Origin of the sequence: Streptomyces griseofuscus (assembly GCF_014673495.1) — a bacterium.
GTDB lineage: Bacteria > Actinomycetota > Actinomycetes > Streptomycetales > Streptomycetaceae > Streptomyces > Streptomyces murinus.
In genome coordinates this window covers 2908464-2929173 of sequence record NZ_CP051006.1, presented here as the reverse complement: position 1 = coordinate 2929173, position 20710 = coordinate 2908464, and the positions used below count along the sequence as shown (strand labels likewise).

The following is a 20710-nucleotide window of genomic DNA, read 5'->3' as shown; positions in this document are numbered from 1 at the left end:
AGTGGTTCCCGGCAGGCGGTAGGCAGATGGACTTCCCGGCGGACATTCCCGCGGACTTCCCGGCACAGGCGCACCCCCACCCGCACGGCGGGTGGCCCGGCAATGAGCTGGAGGAGGTGCTCTCGGCCTCCCTCGGCATACCCGCGGCGGGCGGCCGGATCATCGAGGTCCTCGGCCGCAGCTTCGTCCTTGTGCCGCTGCCGTCCGGCGGCGGTCCCGACAGCGGCCCGCTGGACCTGCCCACCCTGGACATCGACGGCCAGGCGTTCGTCCCGGTGTTCAGCTCCGAGGAGCAGTTCCGCCAGGCCGTCGGCTCGCCCATGGCGTACACCGTCGCCCCGGCCGTGGAGTTCGCCCGCGGTCTGCCCCCGCAGGCGGGCATCGCGGTGAACCCCGGCGGCACCGTCGGCATCCCGCTCCCGCCGGAGGCCGTCGCCGAGCTGTGCCGCGCCGGACGCACCCCGCTGGACGGCCCCGCCACCGGCGGCCGGGTCCGGCTGTTCGAGCCCGACTGGCAGGACGACCCGGTCGACTTCCTCTCCGCCGCCTCCGCCGAGTTCGCCGCGACCGGCGTGGTCGTCACCGCCCGCCGCTGCCTGGCCGCGATCGAGAACGCCGACCCGGTCATGTTCGTCGGCGTGGAACTCTCCCAGTGGGAGGGCGACTTCCGCGCCCTGCCCCTGGAGGCCCTGGGCCGCGCCCTCGGCCGGGTCCCGACCGCCTGGCCGGTCAACCTGATCCTGCTGGACGTGACGGACGACCCGGTGGCCGAATGGCTCAAGTCAAGCGTCCGCCCCTTCTACATCCGCTAGCCGCGGCCTGGGCGAACGGACAACGGGCCGCGTGCCCATCGGCGCATAAGCTGTCTTCATACGCGGGGCACGAGGGAGAAGAAGGGCATGACAAGGTGAGCGCCACCCACAGCGGAAGCGTCGAACACACGCTCCGCCACGTCACGCCCGGACGCTACGACGCCTACGAGGCCCTTCTCCGCGCCCTCGCCACCCCCTCCGCCGGCCAGATCTGGATGCTGCTGTGGCACGGCCAGGCCGGCTCCCCGGACGCCCAGTACGGGGACATGGAGGTCGACGGCTGCCATTACGCGCCGTGCGTCACCTCCGCCCAGGAGCTGTCCGCCAGCGGCTGGAACCGCTCGTACGAAGTGGTCGACGGTCTGGACGTCGCCCGCACCCTCTACCCCGACCACTACGGTCTCTGGCTCAACCCGCACGCCCCCGGCGGCGGCGTCGGCATCCCCTGGCTGGACCTGCGCCGCATCGCCACCGGCCTGGACCGGCAGCCCGCGGGCCCGCTGCGGCTGACCGAACCCGGCATCGAGATCCCGCAGTTCTACGCCCTGATCGCACAGCACGCCCACCGCACCCCCGCCCTGCGCTCGCTGCGCCGCGCCTGGGTGCAGCCCGCGCTCGGGGCGCCGTACCTCGCCATCGGTCTGGACCTGTACGAGACCTCGCCCGCCGCGGTCGACTCGGTGCGCGCGATGATGCAGCGCTCCGTCGGCGCCGTCCCCGAGGGCCTGCCCGTCTCCACGGTCGCGCTGACCGACGACCATGACCCGGTCGTGATGTGGATGCGCGCCCATGCCCGGCCGTTCTACGACCGCGAGGCCCACGCCGCCCCCGCCGGCCGCCCGGCACCCCAACTCCAGGCCCCCGCGCCGGGCTACGGCTATCCGCCGGTGCACGGCGGTTACTGAGGTTCTGCCGCTTCCGGCGCCGTTCCGGCCCTACCTCCCGAACCGCGGCATTACGGCGTTGTGTCCCAACTGGCCCGTGTCCGGGAGCCGTTACCCACTGTCCGGATAACGGAATCCTCCGCAGTGCATCACGGTTGCGCATACTTTCACCGTCAGCTCTGGCGAGTGATCGCAAGGACGCTGAAGACTCCCCACTCAGACCACGAGGCGTAAGAACTCGTGTTCGCTTGCAAGTCGACAAAGCCGCAAACCGCGGCAGCGCAGGCCGGTCACCACCGGCGAGAGGGGTCGCACATCGTGACCGCACCGATCGAGACCACCGGGGCGGCAGCCGAGGCGCAGCCTGAGGCTGTGCTCGCGGGAGCCGACAAGGGGCAGATCGAGGGTCGTTCCCTGGGCCAGATCGCCTGGACCCGCTTCAAGCGGGACAGAGTCGCCGTGGCCGGCGGCGTCATCGTGATCCTGCTGATCCTGCTGGCCATCCTCTCGCGCCCCCTTCAGGCCGCCTTCGGCCTCGACCCCAACGCCTTCCACCAGGACCTGATCGTCCCCGACACCTCGCTGCCCAAGGGCGGCATGGGCGGCATGAGCCTGGACCACCCGCTCGGTGTGGACCCCAAGTTCGGCCGGGACATCGCCACCCGCATCCTGGAGGGCTCCTGGGTCTCGCTGGTCGTCGCCTTCGGTGCCACGATCCTGTCCAATGTGATCGGCGCGATCATGGGCGTGATCGCGGGTTACTACGGCGGCCGCGTCGACTCGATCATCAGCCGGCTGATGGACACCTTCCTCGCCTTCCCGTTGCTGCTGTTCGCCATCGCGATCTCCGCAACGCTCCAGGGCGGCGCCTTCGGACTGAACGGTCTGCCGCTTCACCTCAGCGTGCTCATCTTCGTGATCGGCTTCTTCAACTGGCCCTATCTGGGCCGGATCGTGCGCGGCCAGACCCTGGCCCTGCGCGAGCGCGAGTTCGTCGACGCGGCCCGCGGTATGGGTGCCAAGGCCCCGTACATCCTCTTCCGCGAGCTGATGCCGAACCTGGTCGGCCCGATCATCGTCTACTCGACGCTGCTCATCCCGACCAACATCCTCTTCGAGGCCTCCCTGAGCTTCCTCGGTGTGGGCATCCAGCCCCCGCAGGCCTCCTGGGGCGGCATGCTCCGCGAAGCGGTCACCTACTACCAGGTCGATCCCCAGTACATGATCGTGCCCGGCCTCGCCATCTTCATCACCGTCCTCGCGTTCAACCTGCTCGGCGACGGTCTCCGCGACGCTCTCGACCCGCGCAGCCGCTAGGCAGCCAGAGAGCTCACCCAAGTTTTCCGATCAATGGAGGGGAAGCAGACCATCATGCGAAGGTCAGCGCTGGCCGCGGTCGCGGCCATCGGCTCCACAAGCCTGTTGCTCGCAGGCTGTAGCAAGGCCGATGACAACAAGGACACTCCGAAGGCGGCCGGCGCCAACGTGGCGACCAAGAGCGTCGTCAACGCGTCCGACAAAAAGGGTGGCACCGTCACCTATGAGATGTCGGACGTGCCGGACTCGTTCGACCCGGGCAACACGTACTACGCGTACATGTACAACTTCAGCCGGCTGTACGCGCGTCCGCTGATGACGTTCGAGCCCGCCCCCGGTTCCAAGGGCAACACCCTGGTCCCGGACCTCGCGGCGAGCAAGGGCGCCTCCAGCGACGGCGGCAAGACCTGGACGTACAAGCTGCGCTCGGGCCTGAAGTACCAGGACGGCACCCCGATCACCTCGAAGGACGTCAAGTACGCCGTCGAGCGGTCGAACTTCGCGCGTGACGTGCTGTCGCTGGGCCCGAACTACTTCCAGCAGTACATGAAGGACGGCGACAAGTACAAGGGTCCCTACAAGGACAAGAGCGCCAAGGGCCTGTCCTCGATCGAGACCCCGGACGCCACCACGATCGTCTTCCATCTGAACCGTGCCTTCCAGGAGTTCGACTACCTGGTCGCCACGCCGGAGACGGCCCCGGTGCCGCAGTCCAAGGACGACGGCGTCGACTACGTCAAGCACATCGTGTCCTCCGGCTCGTACCAGTTCCAGAGCTACCAGGACGGCAAGCAGGCCGTGCTGGTCCCGAACAAGAACTGGGACCCGAAGACCGACCCGCTGCGCAAGCAGCTGGCCAGCAAGATCGTGGTCAACCTGAAGGTCAACCCCGACACGATCGACAAGGACCTCCAGTCCGGCGACGCCACCGTCGACCTCGGCGGCACCGGTGTCCAGGCCTCCACCCAGGCGGACCTGCTCAACTCCGCGGACGGCAAGGCCAGCACCGACAACGCCTACGGCGGCCGTCTCGTCTACGCGGCGATCAACACCAAGCTGAAGCCGTTCGACAACGTCGCCTGCCGCAAGGCCGTCGAGTACGCCATCGACAAGGTCTCCGTGCAGACCGCCATGGGCGGCCCGATCCGCGGTGACATCGCCTCCACCGTCCTGCCGCCGGACATCACCGGCTACCAGAAGGCGGACGCCTACGCGACCCCGGGCAACAAGGGCGACGTCGCCAAGGCCAAGGACCAGCTGAAGGCCTGCGGTCAGAAGACGATCAACACCAACATCACGGCCCGCTCCGACCGTCCGGGCGAGGTGGACGCGGCCACCGCGATCATCAACTCGCTGAAGAAGGTCGGCATCAACGCCACGCTGAAGCAGTACCCGGCGGGCAAGTACTTCACCGACTACGCGGGCGTGCCGAAGTTCACCGAGAAGCAGAACATCGGCCTGATGATGATGCAGTGGGGTGCCGACTGGCCCTCCGGCTACGGCTTCCTCCAGCAGATCCTGAACAGCAAGGCGATCAGCCAGTCCGGCAACACCGCCCTGTCGCAGTACACCAACAAGAAGGTCGACGGCCTGCTCGCGCAGGCGATCGCCGAGCCGGACACGGCCAAGCGCAACGCCCTGTACGCGCAGATCGACAAGCAGGCGATGGACGACGCCGTCCTGGTCCCGCTGACCTACTTCAAGGTTCTGCTGTACCGCTCGCCGTACGCCACCAACGTGGTCTCCACGGCCGCCTTCAGCGGTCAGTACGACTACCTCAACCTCGGCACCACGAAGAAGTAGCAGCCCCGGAAGGCAGGTGAAGGCATTGGTGCCCGCGGGTTTCGCCGCCCGCGGGCACCAGCGCCGGTCCCCGTGATCTCGTACATCCTCCGCCGGACGTTCGCGGCAGTGATCCTGCTGCTGGTCGTCACCGCGGTCACCTTCGCCATCTTCTTCCTGCTGCCACGGCTCGTGGGCCAGTCAGCGGATCAACTGGCGCAGCAGTACATCGGAAAGAGCCCGTCGAAGGCGGACATCGCCGCGGTCAAGCACAACCTCGGTCTGGACCAGCCCCTCTACGTCCAGTACTGGCACTTCATCAAGGGCATCGTGGTCGGCACCGACTACAACCTCGGTCCCAAGACGGTGCACTGCGACGTCCCCTGCTTCGGCTACTCCTTCAAGGATCACGTCGCGGTCTGGTCGCAGCTCACCTCGCGTATCCCGATCACCCTCTCGCTTGCCGTGGGTGCCGCCGTGCTCTGGCTGCTCTCCGGTGTGGCCGTCGGTGTCATCTCCGCGCTCAAGCCGCGCTCGCTGTTCGACCGCACCTTCATGGGCGTGGCCCTCGCCGGCGTCTCGCTGCCCATGTTCTTCACGGGCAACCTGGCGATCCTGCTCTTCACCTACACCTGGCCGATCTTCGGCCGCACCTACGTCCCGTTCACCGAGAACCCCGCGCAATGGGCCAACACCCTGTTCCCCGCGTGGTGTTCGCTGGCGCTGCTGTACTCCGCGATCTACGCCCGGCTCACCCGCTCGGGCATGCTGGAGACGATGAACGAGGACTTCATCCGCACGGCCCGCTCCAAGGGCCTGCCCGAACGCACGGTCGTCGTACGGCACGGTCTGCGGGCCGCCCTCACCCCGATCATCACCGTCTTCGGCATGGACGTCGGTCTGCTGCTCGGCGGCGCGGTGATCACCGAGTACGTGTTCTCGCTGCCCGGCGTCGGCCAGTACGCGGTGCAGGGCATCACCGACAACGACCTGCCGAAGATCCTCGGCGTGACCCTGCTCGCCGCCATCTTCGTCGTCATCGCAAATCTCCTGGTGGACGTGCTCTACGCCGCCGCCGACCCGCGGGTGAGGCTCTCGTGACCGAACTCTCCAAGACCGAAACGGGCGAGGGAACCACCGCAAAGGCGCCCTCGGCCTTCCTGGAGGTCCGCGACCTCAAGGTGCACTTCCCGACCGACGACGGCATCGTCAAGTCCGTCGACGGGCTCTCCTTCTCGGTGGACAAGGGCAAGACCCTCGCCATCGTCGGCGAGTCCGGCTCGGGCAAGTCCGTCACCTCGCTCGCCGTCATGGGCCTGCACCGGCTCGGCGCGCGCGGCAAGAACGTGCGGATGTCCGGCGAGATCTGGCTGAACGGCAAGGAGCTGGTCGGCGCCTCCCCGGACGAGGTACGCAGGCTCCGCGGCCGCGACATGGCGATGATCTTCCAGGACCCGCTGTCCGCGATGCACCCCTACTACAAGGTCGGCGACCAGATCGTCGAGGCGTACCGGGTGCACCACAAGGTCAGCAAGAAGGAGGCGCGCACCCGCGCCATCGAGATGCTCGACCGCGTCGGCATCCCCGAGCCGGCCAAGCGCGTCGACGGCTACCCGCACGAGTTCTCCGGCGGTATGCGCCAGCGCGCCATGATCGCCATGGCGCTGGTGAACAACCCCGAACTGCTCATCGCGGACGAGCCGACCACTGCCCTCGACGTGACCGTCCAGGCGCAGATCCTCGACCTGATCCGCGACCTCCAGAAGGAGTTCGGCTCCGCGGTCATCATGATCACGCACGACCTCGGCGTGGTCGCCGAGATCGCCGACGACGTCCTGGTGATGTACGGCGGCCGGTGCGTGGAGCGCGGTGCCGCCGCCGAGGTCTTCGAGAAGCCGCAGCACCCCTACACCTGGGGCCTGCTCGGCTCGATGCCCCGCATCGACCGTGAGACCTCCGAGCGGCTCATCCCGGTCAAGGGCCAGCCGCCGAGCCTCATCAACGTCCCCTCGGGCTGTGCCTTCCACCCGCGCTGCCCGTACGCGGACGTCCCCGCGGAGAACGTCAGCCGCACGGTGCGCCCCGAGCTCCAGCTGGTCGGCGCCGGACACTGGTCCGCCTGCCACCTGCCGGCCGAGGACCGTGAGCGGATCTGGACCGAAGAGATTGCGCCGAAGCTGTGAGTGAGACGAAGAAGACGGACACCGCCGCGAAGGCCGCGGTACCCGAGCAGGCGTCGGCTCCGGACGAGCGCGAGGTGCTGCTCAAGGTCGAGAACCTGACCAAGCACTTCCCGATCAAGAAGGGCATCCTGCGCCGCCAGGTCGGCGCGGTGAAGGCCGTCGACGGCATCGACTTCGAGGTGCGCAAGGGCGAGACCCTGGGCGTCGTCGGCGAGTCGGGCTGCGGCAAGTCGACCATGGGCCGGGTCATCACCCGCCTCCAGGACCCGACCGGCGGCTCGATCTCCTTCGAGGGCCAGGACATCACCCGGCTGTCCACCGGCGAGATGCGTCCGCTGCGCCGCGACATCCAGATGATCTTCCAGGACCCGTACGGCTCCCTGAACCCCCGGCACACCATCGGCTCGATCGTCTCGGCGCCGTTCCGGCTCCAGGGCGTCGAGCCCGAGGGCGGGGTGAAGAAGGAGGTCCAGCGGCTGCTCGAACTGGTCGGTCTGAGCCCCGAGCACTACAACCGCTATCCGCACGAGTTCTCCGGCGGCCAGCGCCAGCGCATCGGTATCGCCCGCGCGCTCGCCCTGAAGCCGAAGCTGGTCGTGGCCGACGAGCCGGTGTCCGCGCTGGACGTCTCGATCCAGGCCCAAGTCGTCAACCTCATGGACGACCTCCAGCAGGAGCTGGGCCTGACCTACGTCATCATCGCGCACGACCTCTCCGTCGTCCGGCATGTCTCGGACCGGATCGCGGTGATGTACCTCGGCAAGATCGTCGAACTGGCCGACCGCAACGCCCTGTACGAGGCGCCGATGCACCCGTACACCAAGGCGCTGATGTCGGCGGTGCCGGTACCGGACACCAAGCGCCGGGGCCAGAGGAGCGAGCGCATCCTGCTGCGCGGCGATGTGCCCTCGCCGATCGCCCCGCCGTCGGGCTGCCGCTTCCACACCCGGTGCTGGAAGGCGACGGAGATCTGCCGGACCACCGAACCCCAGCTGGTCGAGCTGAAGTTGGGCCAGCGGGTCGCCTGCCACCACCCGGAGAACTTCGCCGACCAGGCCCCGCAGGACACGGTCCTGCTGTCGGCGGCGAAGGCGGCCTCGGAGCTGGTACCGGACGCGGTGCTGGCGGGAGAGCCGGAGGCCGCGGCCAAGTCCGAGGCCGTCACGGAGACTTCGCCGGAGCCCGCGACCGACGCGAAGCCGGAGGCGGCGGCCGAGGAGACCAAGGCCGAGCCCGAGGCCAAGTCCGAGGCCGCGAAGGAGACTTCGTCGGAGCCGGAGCCGGAGCCGGAGCCGGAGCCGGAGCCGGAGCCGGAGCCGGAGCCGGAGCCGGAGCCGGAGCCGGAGCCGGAGCCGGAGCCGGAGTCGGAGTCGGACGCGAAGCCGGAGGCCGCCGCGGAGCCCGAGCCCGAGCCCGCCGCCGAGCCGGAGGCGGAGGCCACTGCCGAGCCCGAGCCTGCTGCTGAGCCCGAGCCCGCCGCCGAGCCCGAGCCCGACGACGCTCCCAAGTCCCCGAAGCCGAAGGGCAAGTAGCCGAAAAGGCCTGCCGCCCGGGGCCGGTTCACGCAAGGGCATGTACATGCCTAAACGGGAGAGTGCAGAGTCGCCCGTGTCCGACACCTGATCGGTACACGCTCGAAAGGGACGACTCATGGCACTCTCCCGTTCGGCACGTGCGGGGGTCCTGGCCACCGCCGCGGCCTCCTTCCTGCTCATCGCCGCCGCCCCGGCCCCCACCCCCGGCGCTCCCGGCATCGGCGACCCCTACTTCCCCGAGCTGGGCAACGGCGGCTTCGACGCGCTGCACTACGACCTCGACCTGGCGTACGCCCCGGACACCGGCCGCCTGGACGGCCGTACGACCCTCACCGCCCGCGCCACCCAGAACCTCTCCTCCTTCGATCTGGACCTCCAGCAGCTGGAGATCACCCGGATCGAGGTGAACGGAAGGAACGCCCGGTTCAGCAGGGACGGCGCCGAGGTCACCGTCACCCCGCGCGGCCCGCTCGCCAGGAACCGGCGCTTCACCGTGCGCGTCACCTACGGCGGCGTGCCCCAGCCCCTGACCGGGCCCATCGTCTTCGGCTCCGAGTACGGCTGGATGAAGACGCCCGACGGCGTTTTCGTCGCCTGTGAGCCCAACGCCGCCTCCACCTGGTTCCCGTCCAGCGACCACCCCTCCGACAAGGCGACCTACGACATCCGGATCAAGGCGCCGAAGGGTCTGACCGCCGTCTCCAACGGGCGGCTGGTGTCGACACGCGACCGGGGCGGCTCGACGTACACCCACTGGCGGGAGTCCGAGCCGATGGCGACCTATCTCGCCACCGCCACCATCGGCAAGTTCGACGTCCGCACCGGCCGCACCCCCGGCGGCATCCCGATCTACGTCGCCGTCGACCCGGTCCTGAAGAACTCGAACAAGGTCGATGTGTACGCGGTCACCGCGGAGGCCACCGATTACTGGTCGAAGCTCTTCGGGCCCTACCCGTTCGAGGAGACCGGCGCGATCGTGGACGACATGCCCGAGGCCGGGTTCTCGCTGGAGGTGCAGTCCAAGCCGGCGTACTCCGCCGTGCGCAGCGAGACGACCATCGTGCACGAGCTGGCCCACCAGTGGTTCGGCGACTCGGTGAGCGTGGCCCAGTGGAAGGACGTCTGGCTCAACGAGGGCTTCGCCACCTACGCCCAGTGGCTGTGGGCCGAGCACCGGGGCACCCGCACCGCCCATGACGCGTTCCTGGCCGACTACGACTCGCACCCGGCCGACTCGCACTTCTGGCAGACGAAGGTCGCCGACCCGCAGCGGGACACGATGTTCGCCGGCGCCGTCTACGACCGCGGCGCCATGACCCTCCAGGTGCTGCGCGAGCGGATCGGCGACAAGGCGTTCTTCAGGCTGCTCCCCGCCTGGACCCGGCTGCACCGGCACGGCAACGCCGACACCGCCGACTTCATCCGCCTCGCCGAGCGGATCAGCGGACAGCAGCTCGGTGATCTGTTCGACACCTGGCTGTTCACCACAGGTAAACCCGCCCTGTGAGCCTGGCTTTGTAAGGTTCAGCCCGCTCGACAGGTGAGAATGTCAGGGTGCAGCTCCAACAGTTCTTCAGCCCCTCCGTCCAGCACACGCTCGACGTGATCGGCATCTTCGTCTTCGCGATCTCCGGCGCGCTGCTGGCCGTCCGGAAGAACTTCGACGTGTTCGGCATCGCCGTGCTCGCCGAGGTCACCGCGCTGGGCGGGGGGCTCTTCCGCGATGTGGTGATCGGGGCCCTGCCCCCGGCCGCCTTCACGGACCTCGGGTACTTCGTCACCCCGTTGCTCGCCACGCTCGTCGTCTTCTTCCTGCACCCGCATGTGGAGCGGATCCAGACGGCGGTGCTGGTCTTCGACGCGGCCGGCCTCGGCCTGTTCTGCGTCAGCGGTACGACGAAGGCGTACGGCTACGGCCTCGGCCTGACCGCGTCGGCGACGCTCGGCCTGGCCACCGCGGTCGGCGGCGGTGTGCTGCGCGACCTGGTGGCCAACGAGGTGCCCTCGCTGCTGCGCTGGGACCGCGATCTGTACGCGGTCCCAGCGATGGTCGGCGCGGGCATGGTGGTGCTGTGCATCCGCTACGACGCGCTGACCCCCCTCACCAGTGGGATCGCGGCCGTCACCGCTTTTGTGCTGCGTCTTCTCGCGATGCGGTTCCACTGGCGAGCTCCGCGTGCGTGGAACCGCCGGTCGACAGTGACCGAGGAGTAGTACCGGTGCTCCCGGCCGCGGCCGTCCCGGCGGGGGCGCCGACGCCGGTCCCGGGGGCGGGGGTGCCGGGCACGGAGTGGTCCCGGCCCTTGGCGTGGCTCTGGCCCATCTGGAGGGTGAGCCAGCGGAACACATCGGGCACCTGCGGCCGCCACAGCGCCATCGTGTGACCGCCCGCGCTCTTCGGCAGGAAGACCACGTGCACGGTGGTCGGCGCCTTGGCCACGGACTCCAGCGCCATGCCCGCCTCATAGCCGTCACCGGACTCGCCGGAGAGGTAGAGCGCGATGGGCGGCGGCACGGCGGCCTTCTTCAGCAGCAGGTAGGGGTTGTTCTCGGCGCGCAGGGTGGGGTTCTGCGAGGCCAGCGAGTTGCGCTCGCCGATCGGGTCGTTGTAGCCCGACATGCTCACCGCGGCCTTGTACCGGTCCGGGTGCGCCACGGCCAGCTTGACCGCGCACTGGGCGCCCGCCGAGTACCCGGCGATGGCCCAGCCCTGCGGGGCCGGCTGGGCACGGAAGTTGTCCATGACCATCTTGGGCACGTCGATGCTCAGCCAGGTGTCGGCGTTGACCTGCCCCGGGATGTTGGCGCAGCCGGTGTCCACACCGGCCAGCAGGTTGGTGCGCGGGGCGACCATGATGAAGGGGGCGACCTGGCCGCTCTTCATCAGCGGCAGCAGCTGCTCATGGGCCTTCATCGAGCCGAACCAGGCGCGCGCCGAACCGGGGTAGCCGGGCAGCACCTCGACCACCGGGAACTTCTTGTGCCGGTACGCCGGGTCGTTGTACTGCGGCGGCAGCCAGACGTAGACCTCGGCGTCGACGCCGGAGACCCGGCCCTTGAGCTGGGTGACGCGGACGCCGCCGGCGGAGTGCATGCCGGGCCCGGTGGCCTGCTCGAAGGTCTGCTTGACCTTGGGCAGGTGCTTGACCGCTATGCCGCCCGTGCCGTCGCGGCCGAGGTCGGCGGCCTGCTCGACATGGCTGCCGGTGCCGAAGAGGTCGGCCCAGTTGTCGTACAGGTTGTTCTGGTTGTTCACCAGCACGAAGACCAGCGTGACGGCCGTGCCCTGGGCGAACAGCAGCATCAGTACGCGGGCGACGGTGCGCAGGTGCTTGGGGCCGCGCATCTTCGACCACAGCAGAAGCGGCAGTATGAGGGCGATCACGGCCAGCACGACGGTCGTGTAGAGGAACGGAGTCCCGGTGAGGCTCATGTCCCGATAGAGGGAAAACAAGGCCCCGGGGTTACGGACGTGTCCTGACACTTACCGAGAAATTGCCGAAACCTCACCTCCTGTGATCCTACCGTGACGGCGAGGGGTGGTGACACGGGAAAGCTACCGCTTAGTAATTGCCTGTTGTACCGTTCAGGCATGGCAGAAGCAGCTTCCGCGCCCTCCCCGTCGCGGGCCGTGACCGGCGACAGCGAGTTCGACCGCGACACCGCCGTCGTCCGCCGCGAGCCCGGGGTCTACGACATCGACCTCTCGGCCGGCTGGACCATCCTCGGCGCCGTCAACGGCGGCTATCTGCTGGCCGTGCTCGGCCGGGCCCTCGGGGACGCCCTGCCGCACCCGGACCCGTTCACCATCTCCGCGCACTACCTGACCGCGTCCCGGCCGGGCCGGGCCGTGATCCGCACCGAGACCGTCCGCACCGGCCGCACCCTGTCCACCGGCCAGGCCTCGCTCTTCCAGTACGACGACGAGGGCAACGAGGTCGAGCGGATCCGCGTCCTGGCCTCCTACGGCGACCTCGCCGGCCTTCCCGACGACGTCCGTACGACCGCGAAGCCGCCCGCGATCCCGCCCTACGAGCAGTGTTTCGGCCCGGCCGACGGCCCCGACCCGCTCAGGGGCGTCTCGGCCATCACCGACCGGCTGCTGCTCAAGCTGGACCCGGCCACCGTCGGCTGGGCGATCGGACAGCCCTCGGGCAAGGGCGAGATGCGCGCCTGGTTCGGCCTCGCGGACGGCCGTGACGCCGACCCGCTCTCGCTGCTGCTGGCCGTGGACGCGCTGCCGCCGACCGCCTTCGAGATGGGCCTCAAGGGCTGGGTCCCCACCGTCGAACTGACGGCCCACATCCGGCACCGCCCCGCCCCGGGCCCGCTGCGCGTCGCCATCACCACCCGCAATCTCGCCGGCGGCTTCCTGGAGGAGGACGCGGAGGTCTGGGACAGCGAGGACCGGCTGGTGGCCCAGTCCCGCCAGCTGGCGCGGGTCAGGCTGGCCTGAGCCGGGCGCGCCCGGGGCCCGGGATCAACGGGCGGGCGCCACGAACTCCGGCTGGTCCAGCAGCCGCAGCCAGCTGCCGTCGGGCTGGCGCCTGGCGACCTGGGCGCGGGCGCCGGTCCCGTCCTTCGGCGGGGTCGCGGTGAGCGCGATGTCGCCGCTGACCAGCGTGGGCAGCGGCGGCTCCGGCTCGAACCGGGGCCGGTTCGCCAGCACCTTCGCCCACAGCTCCCGGATCGCCTCCCGGCCCACGGTCCGCTCGCCCGGCGGGTACGCCAGCACCGCGTCCTCCTCGTAGAGCGCGGCGACCCCGGCCGCGTCCCCCGCGTTGGACCGCTCGACGAACAAGCGGGTGATGTCCTCGGGGCGCATGGCCTTCTCGTACTCGGGCACGGCTTCCTCCTCATCCGTGATGTCTGACGACGCTCTCCGTCGACATGGCCCGCTGACATGGCCTGTCGACACGGTCTCTCGATGCCTCCAGCCTGGTCGCGAGCCGGCCAGAAGTCCAACAGATGGAACTTCTGGAAACTAGAATCCAGAGTCATGGAACTGAGGCAGCTGGAGTACTTCGTCGCGGTCGCCGAGGAGCGGAACTTCACCCGGGCCGCCGAGCGGGTGCACATCAGCCAGTCCGGTGTCAGCGCCCAGATCCGGCGGCTGGAGCGGGAGCTGGGGGCGGAGCTGTTCGACCGCTCGGCGCGCACGGTCACGCTCACGGTCGCGGGCAAGGCCGCGCTCGCCCACGCCCGCACCGCGCTCGCCGCGGCCGGGGCGGTCGGGCAGGCGGTGGGCGAGGTGAGCGATCTGATCCGGGGCCGGCTCACCGTCGGGATGGTCGTCGGCTGCACCGTGACCCCGCTGTTCGAGGCCCTCGCCGCGTTCCACCGGGACCACCCCGGGGTGGAGCTCTCGCTCCTGGAGGACAACTCCGACCGGCTGGTCGAGGGGGTGCGCGCGGGCGCCGTCGATCTGGCGCTGGTCGGCGCCGCGGCCGCCGCTCCGGAGGGCCTGGAGACGCTGACCCTGATCAGCGAACGGCTGGTCGCCGCCGTACCGCCGGGTCATCCCCTGGCCGCGCGGCCCCGGGTCGCCCTGTCCGAGCTGGCCGCCCACCCGATCGTGTGCATGCCGCCCGGCACCGGACTGCGTACGGTGTTCGACCAGGCGTGCGCCGCGCGGGACCTCCACCCCGTGATCGCCCTCCAGGCCACCGCCGCCGACGCCATCGCCGATCTGGCCGCCCGCGATCTCGCCGTCGCCGTCCTCAGCGAGTCCATGGCCGCGCGCTACGGCGACCGGCTCACCGCCCGACTGATCGAGGACGTCGAGACCCCCGCACTGCTCGCGCTGATCTGGAAGGACGGACAGGGGCCTGCGGTGCGCGAACTGCTCGCGTACAGCCGTCGGGCGTTCGCCGGTCCGGCGCACACCTAGCGCCATGTGGCACCACGTGGCGCCATGTGGTGCCACGGGGCACCGCCCGGCGCCACCTTGGCGCACGACGTTTCTGTCGCACATTTATGCAGGTCAGGGCCATGGTGTCGACGTTCCATGTGGATTCCTGCGCGCGTGATGTCATTCCCCCTTGCGCGTGGCGCCACTATGGTGCCATGATGGCGTCATGGACCTGACCCCCTATGTCGACAACCTCCGTCGCGAACTCTCCGTCGCCGCCGAAGCGGGCGGGGAGGACGCCCGGGAGCTGGCCGAGCGGCTGACCGCCCCCTTGGAGTCGGCGGCCCGGTTGACGATGCTCAATGTGCTGTCCGCGGCGATGGACGAGATCACCCGGGACCTGGCGCCCGGCTCGGTCGATGTGCGGCTGCGGGGGCTGGATCCCGACTTCGTGGTGACGCTGCCGGAGACCGGCGGACCCGTCGAGGCCGCCGCCGAGCCGGTCGCGCCGCCGCAGGCGGTCCTCGACACCGACGAGGGCGGCACCGCCCGGGTCAATCTGCGGCTGCCGGCCCAGCTCAAGGCGCGGGCCGAGGAGGCCGCGAGCCGGGAGGGGCTGTCCGTCAACGCCTGGCTCGTGCGGGCCGTGTCGGCCGCGGTCGACGGCGGAGCCCGGCCGCGCCCGACGGAGAAGACCCAGACGTTCGGACAGAGCTTCACGGGCTGGGTGCGCTAGCCGCAGTCCCGCCCGACCGCTTCACTCAGACCACGTCCCACCAGCGGGGACGCACCCAGGACTCATGAGGACGGCACAGCCATGCCTGCTTTCGATACTCCCGAACCCATTTCGGTCACCGCCCATGTGGGCGCCGGTTCCGTCCGGTTCATCGCGAGCGACCGCCCCGACACCGTCGTGGAGGTGCTGCCAGGCGGCAAGCGCGGCAGGGACGTACGGGCCGCCGAACAGACCGAGGTCACGTACGCGAACGGCGAGCTGAGCGTGCGGACCAGGGAACGCACCTTCATCGGACCCACCGGCACCGTCGAGGTGACGGTCGAACTGCCCACGGGCTCACGCGTCGACGTCGGCGGCTCCTGGGTCCAGGTGTTCGGCGAGGGCGGGCTCGGCGAGGCCCGGGTGAAGACCTCGGTCGGCGATGTCCGCCTCGATGCGGCCGGGCCGCTCAAGGTGACCGTCTCCCACGGCTCGATCAGCATCGACCGGGTCGCGGGCGGCGCCGAGATCACCACCAGCTCCGGCAGCCTGCGCATCGGCACCGTCCACGGCCCCGCCGTCCTGAAGAACTCGCACGGCAGCACGGTCGTCGGCGTGGTGACCGGCGAGCTGCGGGTGAACGGCGCCAACGGCGACATCGACATCGAGTGCGCCGAGGGCGATGTCGTCGCCACCACGGCGCACGGCACCCTGCGCGCCGCCGAAGTCGTGCGCGGCAGCGTGCAGTTGGAGACCTCCTACGGCGCGATCGAGGTCGGGGTCCGCGAGGGCACCGCCGCCTGGCTCGACGTCAGCTCCGAGCGCGGGCATGTGCGCAACACGCTCACCGCCTCCGGCGCCCCCGAGCAGTCCGAGGAGACCGTCAAGGTCCGCGCCCGTACCCGCTACGGCAACATCGACGTGCGCCGCGCCCGGCGCTGAGCCGCCGTACCGGCCCCGCGCACCTCACCTTCATCCCTCGCGCGCTCTTCTTCGCTCCACCTCTTCTTCACTCCACCTCAGCCTTCGAACGGGGGGCGTCATGCCTTCTTCTGTCATGCCCACGCCAAGAAAGGGTGGCGGTGTGCGGCCGCCCGCCGCCGTCTCCGCCTTCGATCTGCGCAAGTCCTACGGCGACAAGACCGTCCTGGACGGCATCGATCTGCGCATCCCGGCCGGGACCGTGTTCGCGCTGCTCGGGCCCAACGGGGCCGGCAAGACCACCACCGTGCAGATCCTGTCCACGCTTGTCGCCGCCGACGGCGGGCAGGCCCAGGTGGCCGGCCACGACATCGGCACCGCCCCGGACCGGGTGCGCGCCGCGATCGGGGTCACCGGGCAGTTCGCCGCGCTCGACGACCTGCTCACCGCCGAGGAGAACCTGCTTCTCATGGCCGACCTGCTCCGCCTCGGCAAGCGCGAAGGGCGCGCCCGTACAGGTGAGTTGCTCGAACGGTTCGGCATCGCGGACGTCGCCCGCAAGCGGGCCGCGACCTTCTCCGGCGGCATGCGGCGCCGGCTCGACCTCGCCATGACTCTGGTCGGCGACCCCCAGGTGATCTTCCTGGACGAGCCGACGACCGGTCTCGACCCGCGCAGCCGCCGCACCATGTGGGACATGGTGCGCGAGCTGGTCGCGGGCGGTACGACGGTCTTCCTCACCACTCAATACCTGGAGGAGGCCGACCAGTTGGCCGACCGGATCGCCGTGCTGGACGGCGGCCGGCTCGTGGCCGAGGGCACCGCCGACGAACTGAAGGCGCGCATCCCCGGCAGTCATGTACGGCTGCGGTTCACCGACCCGGCCGAGTACGAGCGTGCCGCCGGGGCCTTCCCCGGCGCCGCCCGGGACGACGGGGAACTCGCCCTGCGGGTCGCGGGCGACGGCGGACTCGACGCGCTGCGGGCGCTGCTCGACCGGCTCGACGCCGCAGGCATCCGGGCCGCCGACTTCTCCGTGCACACCCCCGACCTCGACGACGTCTTCCTCGCCCTGACCGGCCAGGGCACCCCAGGACCCGGCGCCCCGCTGCACCTCAAGGAGAACCGATGAGCACGTTCGCCCACGCCGTGCACGACTCGCGGACGATGTTGCGACGCAACCTCAAGCACGCGATCCGCTACCCCTCCGTGGGGCTCGGCGCCGCCATGATGCCGATCCTGATGCTGCTGCTGTTCGTGTACGCCTTCGGGGGCTCGATCGGCGCGGGCATGGGCGGCCGGGACGCGTACATCGGCTATCTCACCCCCGGGATCATCGTCATGGGCGTGGCCGCCGGTTCGATGTCGACCTCGATCGCGGTCTGCAACGACATGACCGAGGGCATCATCAACTGCTTCCGCACCATGAACATCACGCGCTCGTCGTTCCTGACGGGTCATGTCATCGGCAGCGTCATCCAGACGATGCTCTGCTGCGTCCCGGTCGTCGGCGTCGCCCTCGCGATCGGTTTCCGCTCCGGGGCGAGCCCGCTGCGGTGGCTCGCCGCGGCCGGTCTGCTCGCGGCCGTCGCGTTCGCGGTGACCTGGCTGTCGGTGGCGCTCGGCCTGATCTCCAAGACGGTCGAGTCCGCGAGCAACAAGCCGCTGCTGATCCAGTTCCTGCCGTTCCTCGGCTCGGCGTTCGTGCCGGCCGGCTCGATGTCGCCGGGGCTGCGCTGGTTCGCCGAGAACCAGCCCTTCACACCGGTGATCGAGACGCTGCGCGGACTGCTCTGCGGCACCGCGATCGGCGACAACGGGTGGATCTCACTGGCCTGGTGCGCCGGGATCGCGCTGATCGGCTACCTCTGGTCGCGCTCGCTGTTCAACAGCAGCACCAAGCACTGACGGCCCGTACGAGCGCCGACTGGACGAAACCGTAAGGGGGTTCAGTCCAGCCAGTGGTCGCGGCCGATGGTGATGAGCCGCAGCTGCCGGGTGGCCAGCCGGGCCACCCGGTCCCGCTCGTCCGCGGGACGCTCCAGCGCCTCCAGGAACAGGGAGGCGCTGATCAGCATCTGGTCGACGTACAGCCGCGCGAGCATCAGCACGTCGTCGTCGCTCCAGCCCGCCGCCCCGGGGTCCTGGGCGAGGGTGACCCGCACCTCGTCGGCGAACCGGGCCAGTTGGCCGCCGATGGCCTCGCGCACAGGCTGCACCCCGCCGTGCCGCTCACGGGCGATGAAGCGGACGTGCGAGGGATGGGCGGCGACGTAGTGGGCGATCAACTCCACGGCGCGGGAGATGCGTTCCTCGCTGTCGCCGGTCGTGGACACCGTCTCGCGCACCATCGGGTGCAGGCTGCCCAGCGCCTCGTCGACCAGGGCGACGCCGAGGTCGGGGATCGAGCGGAAGTGCCGGTAGAAGGCGGTGGGGGCGACCCCGACGGCCCGGGTGACCTCGCGCAGTCCCAGGCTGCTCAGGCTCTGCTCCTCCAGCAGCGCGAGCGCCGCGTCGAGGAACGCCTGCCGGGTCTTCTGCTTCTGGGCCTGCCGGGCGCCGAGGGTGTGACTCATGTCATCCAGTTAACAACTGTTCTCTGGAATTGAAAAGCCGTCGGACGCGCTAGACTCAAAGTCAGTGAACAAGTGTTACTACAACTGTTCACCGAAACTTTACAGAGCTGGAACGCGAGGCATCTCGGAGGGGGATCTGATCCCATGCTGTTCCTTGTCGCCGCACTCATGCTGCTCGGTGTGGTGCTGGGCACCGTCGCCCACGCACCGCTGACCGTCACCGGCGCACTGGCCGCCGTCATCGCCGTCTGGCTCGGCGTCTTCGCCGTCCGCGAGCGGATCGGCCGCCGCCGGCGCGCCTCGGCCAACTGACCGCCACCGACCATCGGGAGTCGAGCACCATGCAACTCACCGCACCGGCCACGGGCCGCACCGAGGCCCCGGCCCCCACCCGCACCCGTGACGCCGACGGCATGGCCGTCGCGTCCTTCATCCTCGGCCTTCTCGGCCTCCTCGTGCTGAACCTGTTCCTCGGCCCGATCGCCATCGCCCTGGCCGCGGTCTCCCTGTGGCGCGGCACCGCCCGCCGCGGCCGCGCCTACCTGGGTCTGGCCCTGGGCGTCGCCGACCTCGCGGTCCTGCTGATCGCCATCCAGGTCTCCCACACGGTCTCCTGGAGCCTGTGACCGGCCGCCGGCCCGTACGGCGAGGGGGGCGGGCGCGGCTGACGGAGGGCGCACCGCCGAAGAGAAGGCCGCGCCGTAGAATCTCCCCACCATGGCTTACCTCGACCACGCCGCGACCACCCCGATGCTCCCGGAGGCGGCAGAGGCGCTGACCGCGCAGCTGAGCAGCACGGGCAACGCCTCCTCCCTGCACGCCTCCGGCCGCCGGGCCCGCCGTACGGTCGAGGAATCCCGCGAGACGCTCGCGGACGCGCTCGGCGCACGACCCAGCGAGGTCGTGTTCACCTCCGGCGGCACCGAGGCCGACAACCTCGCCGTGAAGGGCCTGTACTGGTCCCGCCGCGCCGCCGACCCCGCCCGTACCCGCGTGCTGTCCAGCCCCGTCGAGCACCACGCCGTCCTGGACGCCGTGCACTGGCTCGGCGAGCACGAGGGCGCCACCGTCGAGTACCTCCCCGTGGACGCCCATGGCCGTGTGCATCCCGGCGCCCTGCGCGAGGCCATCGCCCGCGCTCCCGAGGATGTCGCGCTGGCCACCGTGATGTGGGCCAACAACGAGATCGGCACGATCATGCCGATCCGTGAACTCGCCGACGTGGCCGCCGAGTTCGGCGTACCGCTGCACGCGGACGCCGTCCAGGCCTTCGGCCAGGTCCCCGTCGACTTCGGCGCAAGCGGTCTGGCCGCGATGACCGTCTCGGGGCACAAGATCGGCGGGCCGTACGGCATCGGCGCCCTGCTGCTGGGCCGCGAGCACACCCCCGTCCCCGTCCTGCACGGCGGCGGCCAGGAACGCCATGTGCGCTCCGGCACCCTGGACGTCCCCGCCATCGCCTCCTTCGCCGTCGCCGGCCGCCTCGCGGCGGAGCGGCGCGGTGCCTTCGAGCGTGAAGTGGGCGCCCTGCGCGACCGGTTGACCGACGCCGTGCTGGCCGCCGTGCCGGACGCGATCCTCGGCGGCGACCCCGCCCCCGGCGGCCGGCTGCCCGCCAACGCGCACTTCACCTTCCCCGGCTGCGAGGGCGACTCCCTGCTGCTCCTGATGGACGCCCAGGGCATCGAGTGCTCCACCGGCTCCGCCTGCACCGCGGGCGTCGCCCAGCCGAGCCATGTCCTGCTCGCCGCCGGCGTGGACCCCGATCTGGCCCGCGGCACCCTGCGCTTCTCCCTCGGCCACACCTCCACCCAGGCGGACGTGGACGAGGTCGCCAAGGCCATCGGACCCGCCGTGGAGCGCGCCCGCGCGGCCGGGCTCACCTGAACCCGCGACCGGAAAAGGGCACAGAAAACGACCTACGAGGCGGGTTCCCTTCGCCGGTATGGTCCGGATCAGGTGTCTGGAGGTCGCCTTCCGGTCCGTCCTGCGACCTTCCGGCCTCTCAGCCCGAGCGTCGACGTCGGCACCAGCGGATCCCTCGCGGTCTCACGCTGAAGTCGGCTACTCCGCTTGGACTCCCTCACTCGTCTCGTAGGTCTGCAATCAGGGTATTCCAGCCCATACCAGACAT

At 70.2% G+C, this 20710-nt stretch carries 21 protein-coding genes; 18 read left to right on the top strand and 3 right to left on the bottom strand.

Features of this window, described 5'->3' with window-relative positions; translation table 11 throughout:
• Positions 1-26 precede the first annotated feature (26 nt).
• The 9 genes from HEP81_RS12760 (at position 27) to HEP81_RS12720 (ending at position 10727) form a co-directional block, all read left to right on the top strand.
• The gene (locus HEP81_RS12760) at positions 27-812 is read left to right on the top strand and encodes an enhanced serine sensitivity protein SseB (RefSeq protein WP_037657183.1); all 786 of its coding nucleotides are present in this window, start codon (positions 27-29) and stop codon (positions 810-812) included.
• 95 nt (positions 813-907) lie between these two features.
• Positions 908-1717, top strand: coding sequence for an enhanced serine sensitivity protein SseB C-terminal domain-containing protein (locus HEP81_RS12755; RefSeq protein ID WP_037657185.1), 810 nt, complete (start codon positions 908-910; stop codon positions 1715-1717).
• A 297-nt stretch (positions 1718-2014) separates the two neighbouring features.
• Positions 2015-3013: an ABC transporter permease gene (locus HEP81_RS12750; protein ID WP_037657188.1), complete on the top strand. Its 999-nt coding sequence runs from the start codon at positions 2015-2017 to the stop codon at positions 3011-3013.
• Positions 3014-3067: 54 nt separating this feature from the next.
• Entirely contained in the window at positions 3068-4816 is a 1749-nt protein-coding gene (locus tag HEP81_RS12745) for an ABC transporter substrate-binding protein (protein WP_445683993.1), read from the top strand.
• Between the two features lie 72 nt (positions 4817-4888).
• Positions 4889-5896: an ABC transporter permease gene (locus HEP81_RS12740; RefSeq protein WP_037657192.1), complete on the top strand. Its 1008-nt coding sequence runs from the start codon at positions 4889-4891 to the stop codon at positions 5894-5896.
• Entirely contained in the window at positions 5893-6978 is a 1086-nt protein-coding gene (locus HEP81_RS12735; RefSeq protein WP_037657194.1) for an ABC transporter ATP-binding protein, read from the top strand. Before HEP81_RS12740 ends, HEP81_RS12735 begins: the two co-directional genes overlap by 4 nt.
• Positions 6975-8510, top strand: coding sequence for an ABC transporter ATP-binding protein (locus tag HEP81_RS12730; RefSeq protein ID WP_051850253.1), 1536 nt, complete (start codon positions 6975-6977; stop codon positions 8508-8510). The genes HEP81_RS12735 and HEP81_RS12730 overlap by 4 nt, the downstream gene beginning before the upstream one ends.
• Before the next feature lie 118 nt (positions 8511-8628).
• Positions 8629-10020 (top strand): M1 family metallopeptidase, encoded by a 1392-nt coding sequence (locus HEP81_RS12725; RefSeq protein WP_037657196.1) that lies wholly within the window; start codon positions 8629-8631, stop codon positions 10018-10020.
• 47 nt (positions 10021-10067) lie between these two features.
• Complete coding sequence (locus HEP81_RS12720) at positions 10068-10727, top strand: trimeric intracellular cation channel family protein (protein WP_037657198.1); 660 nt, start codon at positions 10068-10070, stop codon at positions 10725-10727.
• Here the strand turns inward: HEP81_RS12720 and HEP81_RS12715 are convergent.
• Positions 10636-11946: an alpha/beta hydrolase gene (locus tag HEP81_RS12715; RefSeq protein WP_037657200.1), complete on the bottom strand. Its 1311-nt coding sequence runs from the start codon at positions 11944-11946 to the stop codon at positions 10636-10638. The two genes, HEP81_RS12720 and HEP81_RS12715, sit on opposite strands and share 92 nt — an antisense overlap.
• 159 nt (positions 11947-12105) lie before the next feature.
• On the opposite strand from HEP81_RS12715, the gene HEP81_RS12710 reads away from it, so the two are divergent.
• Positions 12106-12969: a thioesterase family protein gene (locus HEP81_RS12710; RefSeq protein ID WP_037657202.1), complete on the top strand. Its 864-nt coding sequence runs from the start codon at positions 12106-12108 to the stop codon at positions 12967-12969.
• 24 nt (positions 12970-12993) lie between these two features.
• On the opposite strand, the gene HEP81_RS12705 is transcribed toward HEP81_RS12710, so the two are convergent.
• Positions 12994-13359, bottom strand: coding sequence for a YybH family protein (locus tag HEP81_RS12705; RefSeq protein WP_037657204.1), 366 nt, complete (start codon positions 13357-13359; stop codon positions 12994-12996).
• 153 nt (positions 13360-13512) lie between these two features.
• Between HEP81_RS12705 and HEP81_RS12700 the strand changes: the two genes are divergently transcribed.
• From HEP81_RS12700 to HEP81_RS12680, 5 genes are all read left to right on the top strand, one after another.
• The gene (locus HEP81_RS12700; RefSeq protein WP_037657206.1) at positions 13513-14403 is read left to right on the top strand and encodes a LysR family transcriptional regulator; all 891 of its coding nucleotides are present in this window, start codon (positions 13513-13515) and stop codon (positions 14401-14403) included.
• A 187-nt stretch (positions 14404-14590) separates the two neighbouring features.
• On the top strand, positions 14591-15100 hold the full coding sequence (locus HEP81_RS12695; RefSeq protein ID WP_037657208.1) for a toxin-antitoxin system HicB family antitoxin: 510 nt from the start codon (positions 14591-14593) through the stop codon (positions 15098-15100).
• A gap of 81 nt (positions 15101-15181) precedes the next feature.
• A complete protein-coding gene (locus tag HEP81_RS12690; protein WP_037657210.1) occupies positions 15182-16021 on the top strand; it encodes a DUF4097 family beta strand repeat-containing protein in 840 nt (279 codons plus the stop codon).
• A gap of 115 nt (positions 16022-16136) precedes the next feature.
• A complete protein-coding gene (locus HEP81_RS12685) occupies positions 16137-17132 on the top strand; it encodes an ATP-binding cassette domain-containing protein (RefSeq protein ID WP_051850254.1) in 996 nt (331 codons plus the stop codon).
• Positions 17129-17908: an ABC transporter permease gene (locus HEP81_RS12680; protein WP_037657212.1), complete on the top strand. Its 780-nt coding sequence runs from the start codon at positions 17129-17131 to the stop codon at positions 17906-17908. Before HEP81_RS12685 ends, HEP81_RS12680 begins: the two co-directional genes overlap by 4 nt.
• Before the next feature lie 41 nt (positions 17909-17949).
• Here HEP81_RS12680 and HEP81_RS12675 read toward each other — a convergent pair whose 3' ends face one another.
• Positions 17950-18576, bottom strand: coding sequence for a TetR family transcriptional regulator (locus tag HEP81_RS12675; protein WP_037657214.1), 627 nt, complete (start codon positions 18574-18576; stop codon positions 17950-17952).
• A gap of 144 nt (positions 18577-18720) precedes the next feature.
• Between HEP81_RS12675 and HEP81_RS12670 the strand changes: the two genes are divergently transcribed.
• From HEP81_RS12670 to HEP81_RS12660, 3 genes are all read left to right on the top strand, one after another.
• On the top strand, positions 18721-18888 hold the full coding sequence (locus tag HEP81_RS12670; protein WP_037657216.1) for a hypothetical protein: 168 nt from the start codon (positions 18721-18723) through the stop codon (positions 18886-18888).
• A gap of 29 nt (positions 18889-18917) precedes the next feature.
• Positions 18918-19202: a hypothetical protein gene (locus HEP81_RS12665; RefSeq protein WP_037657218.1), complete on the top strand. Its 285-nt coding sequence runs from the start codon at positions 18918-18920 to the stop codon at positions 19200-19202.
• 91 nt (positions 19203-19293) lie between these two features.
• Entirely contained in the window at positions 19294-20463 is a 1170-nt protein-coding gene (locus HEP81_RS12660) for a cysteine desulfurase family protein (protein WP_037657220.1), read from the top strand.
• The last annotated feature ends 247 nt before the right edge of the window (positions 20464-20710 follow it).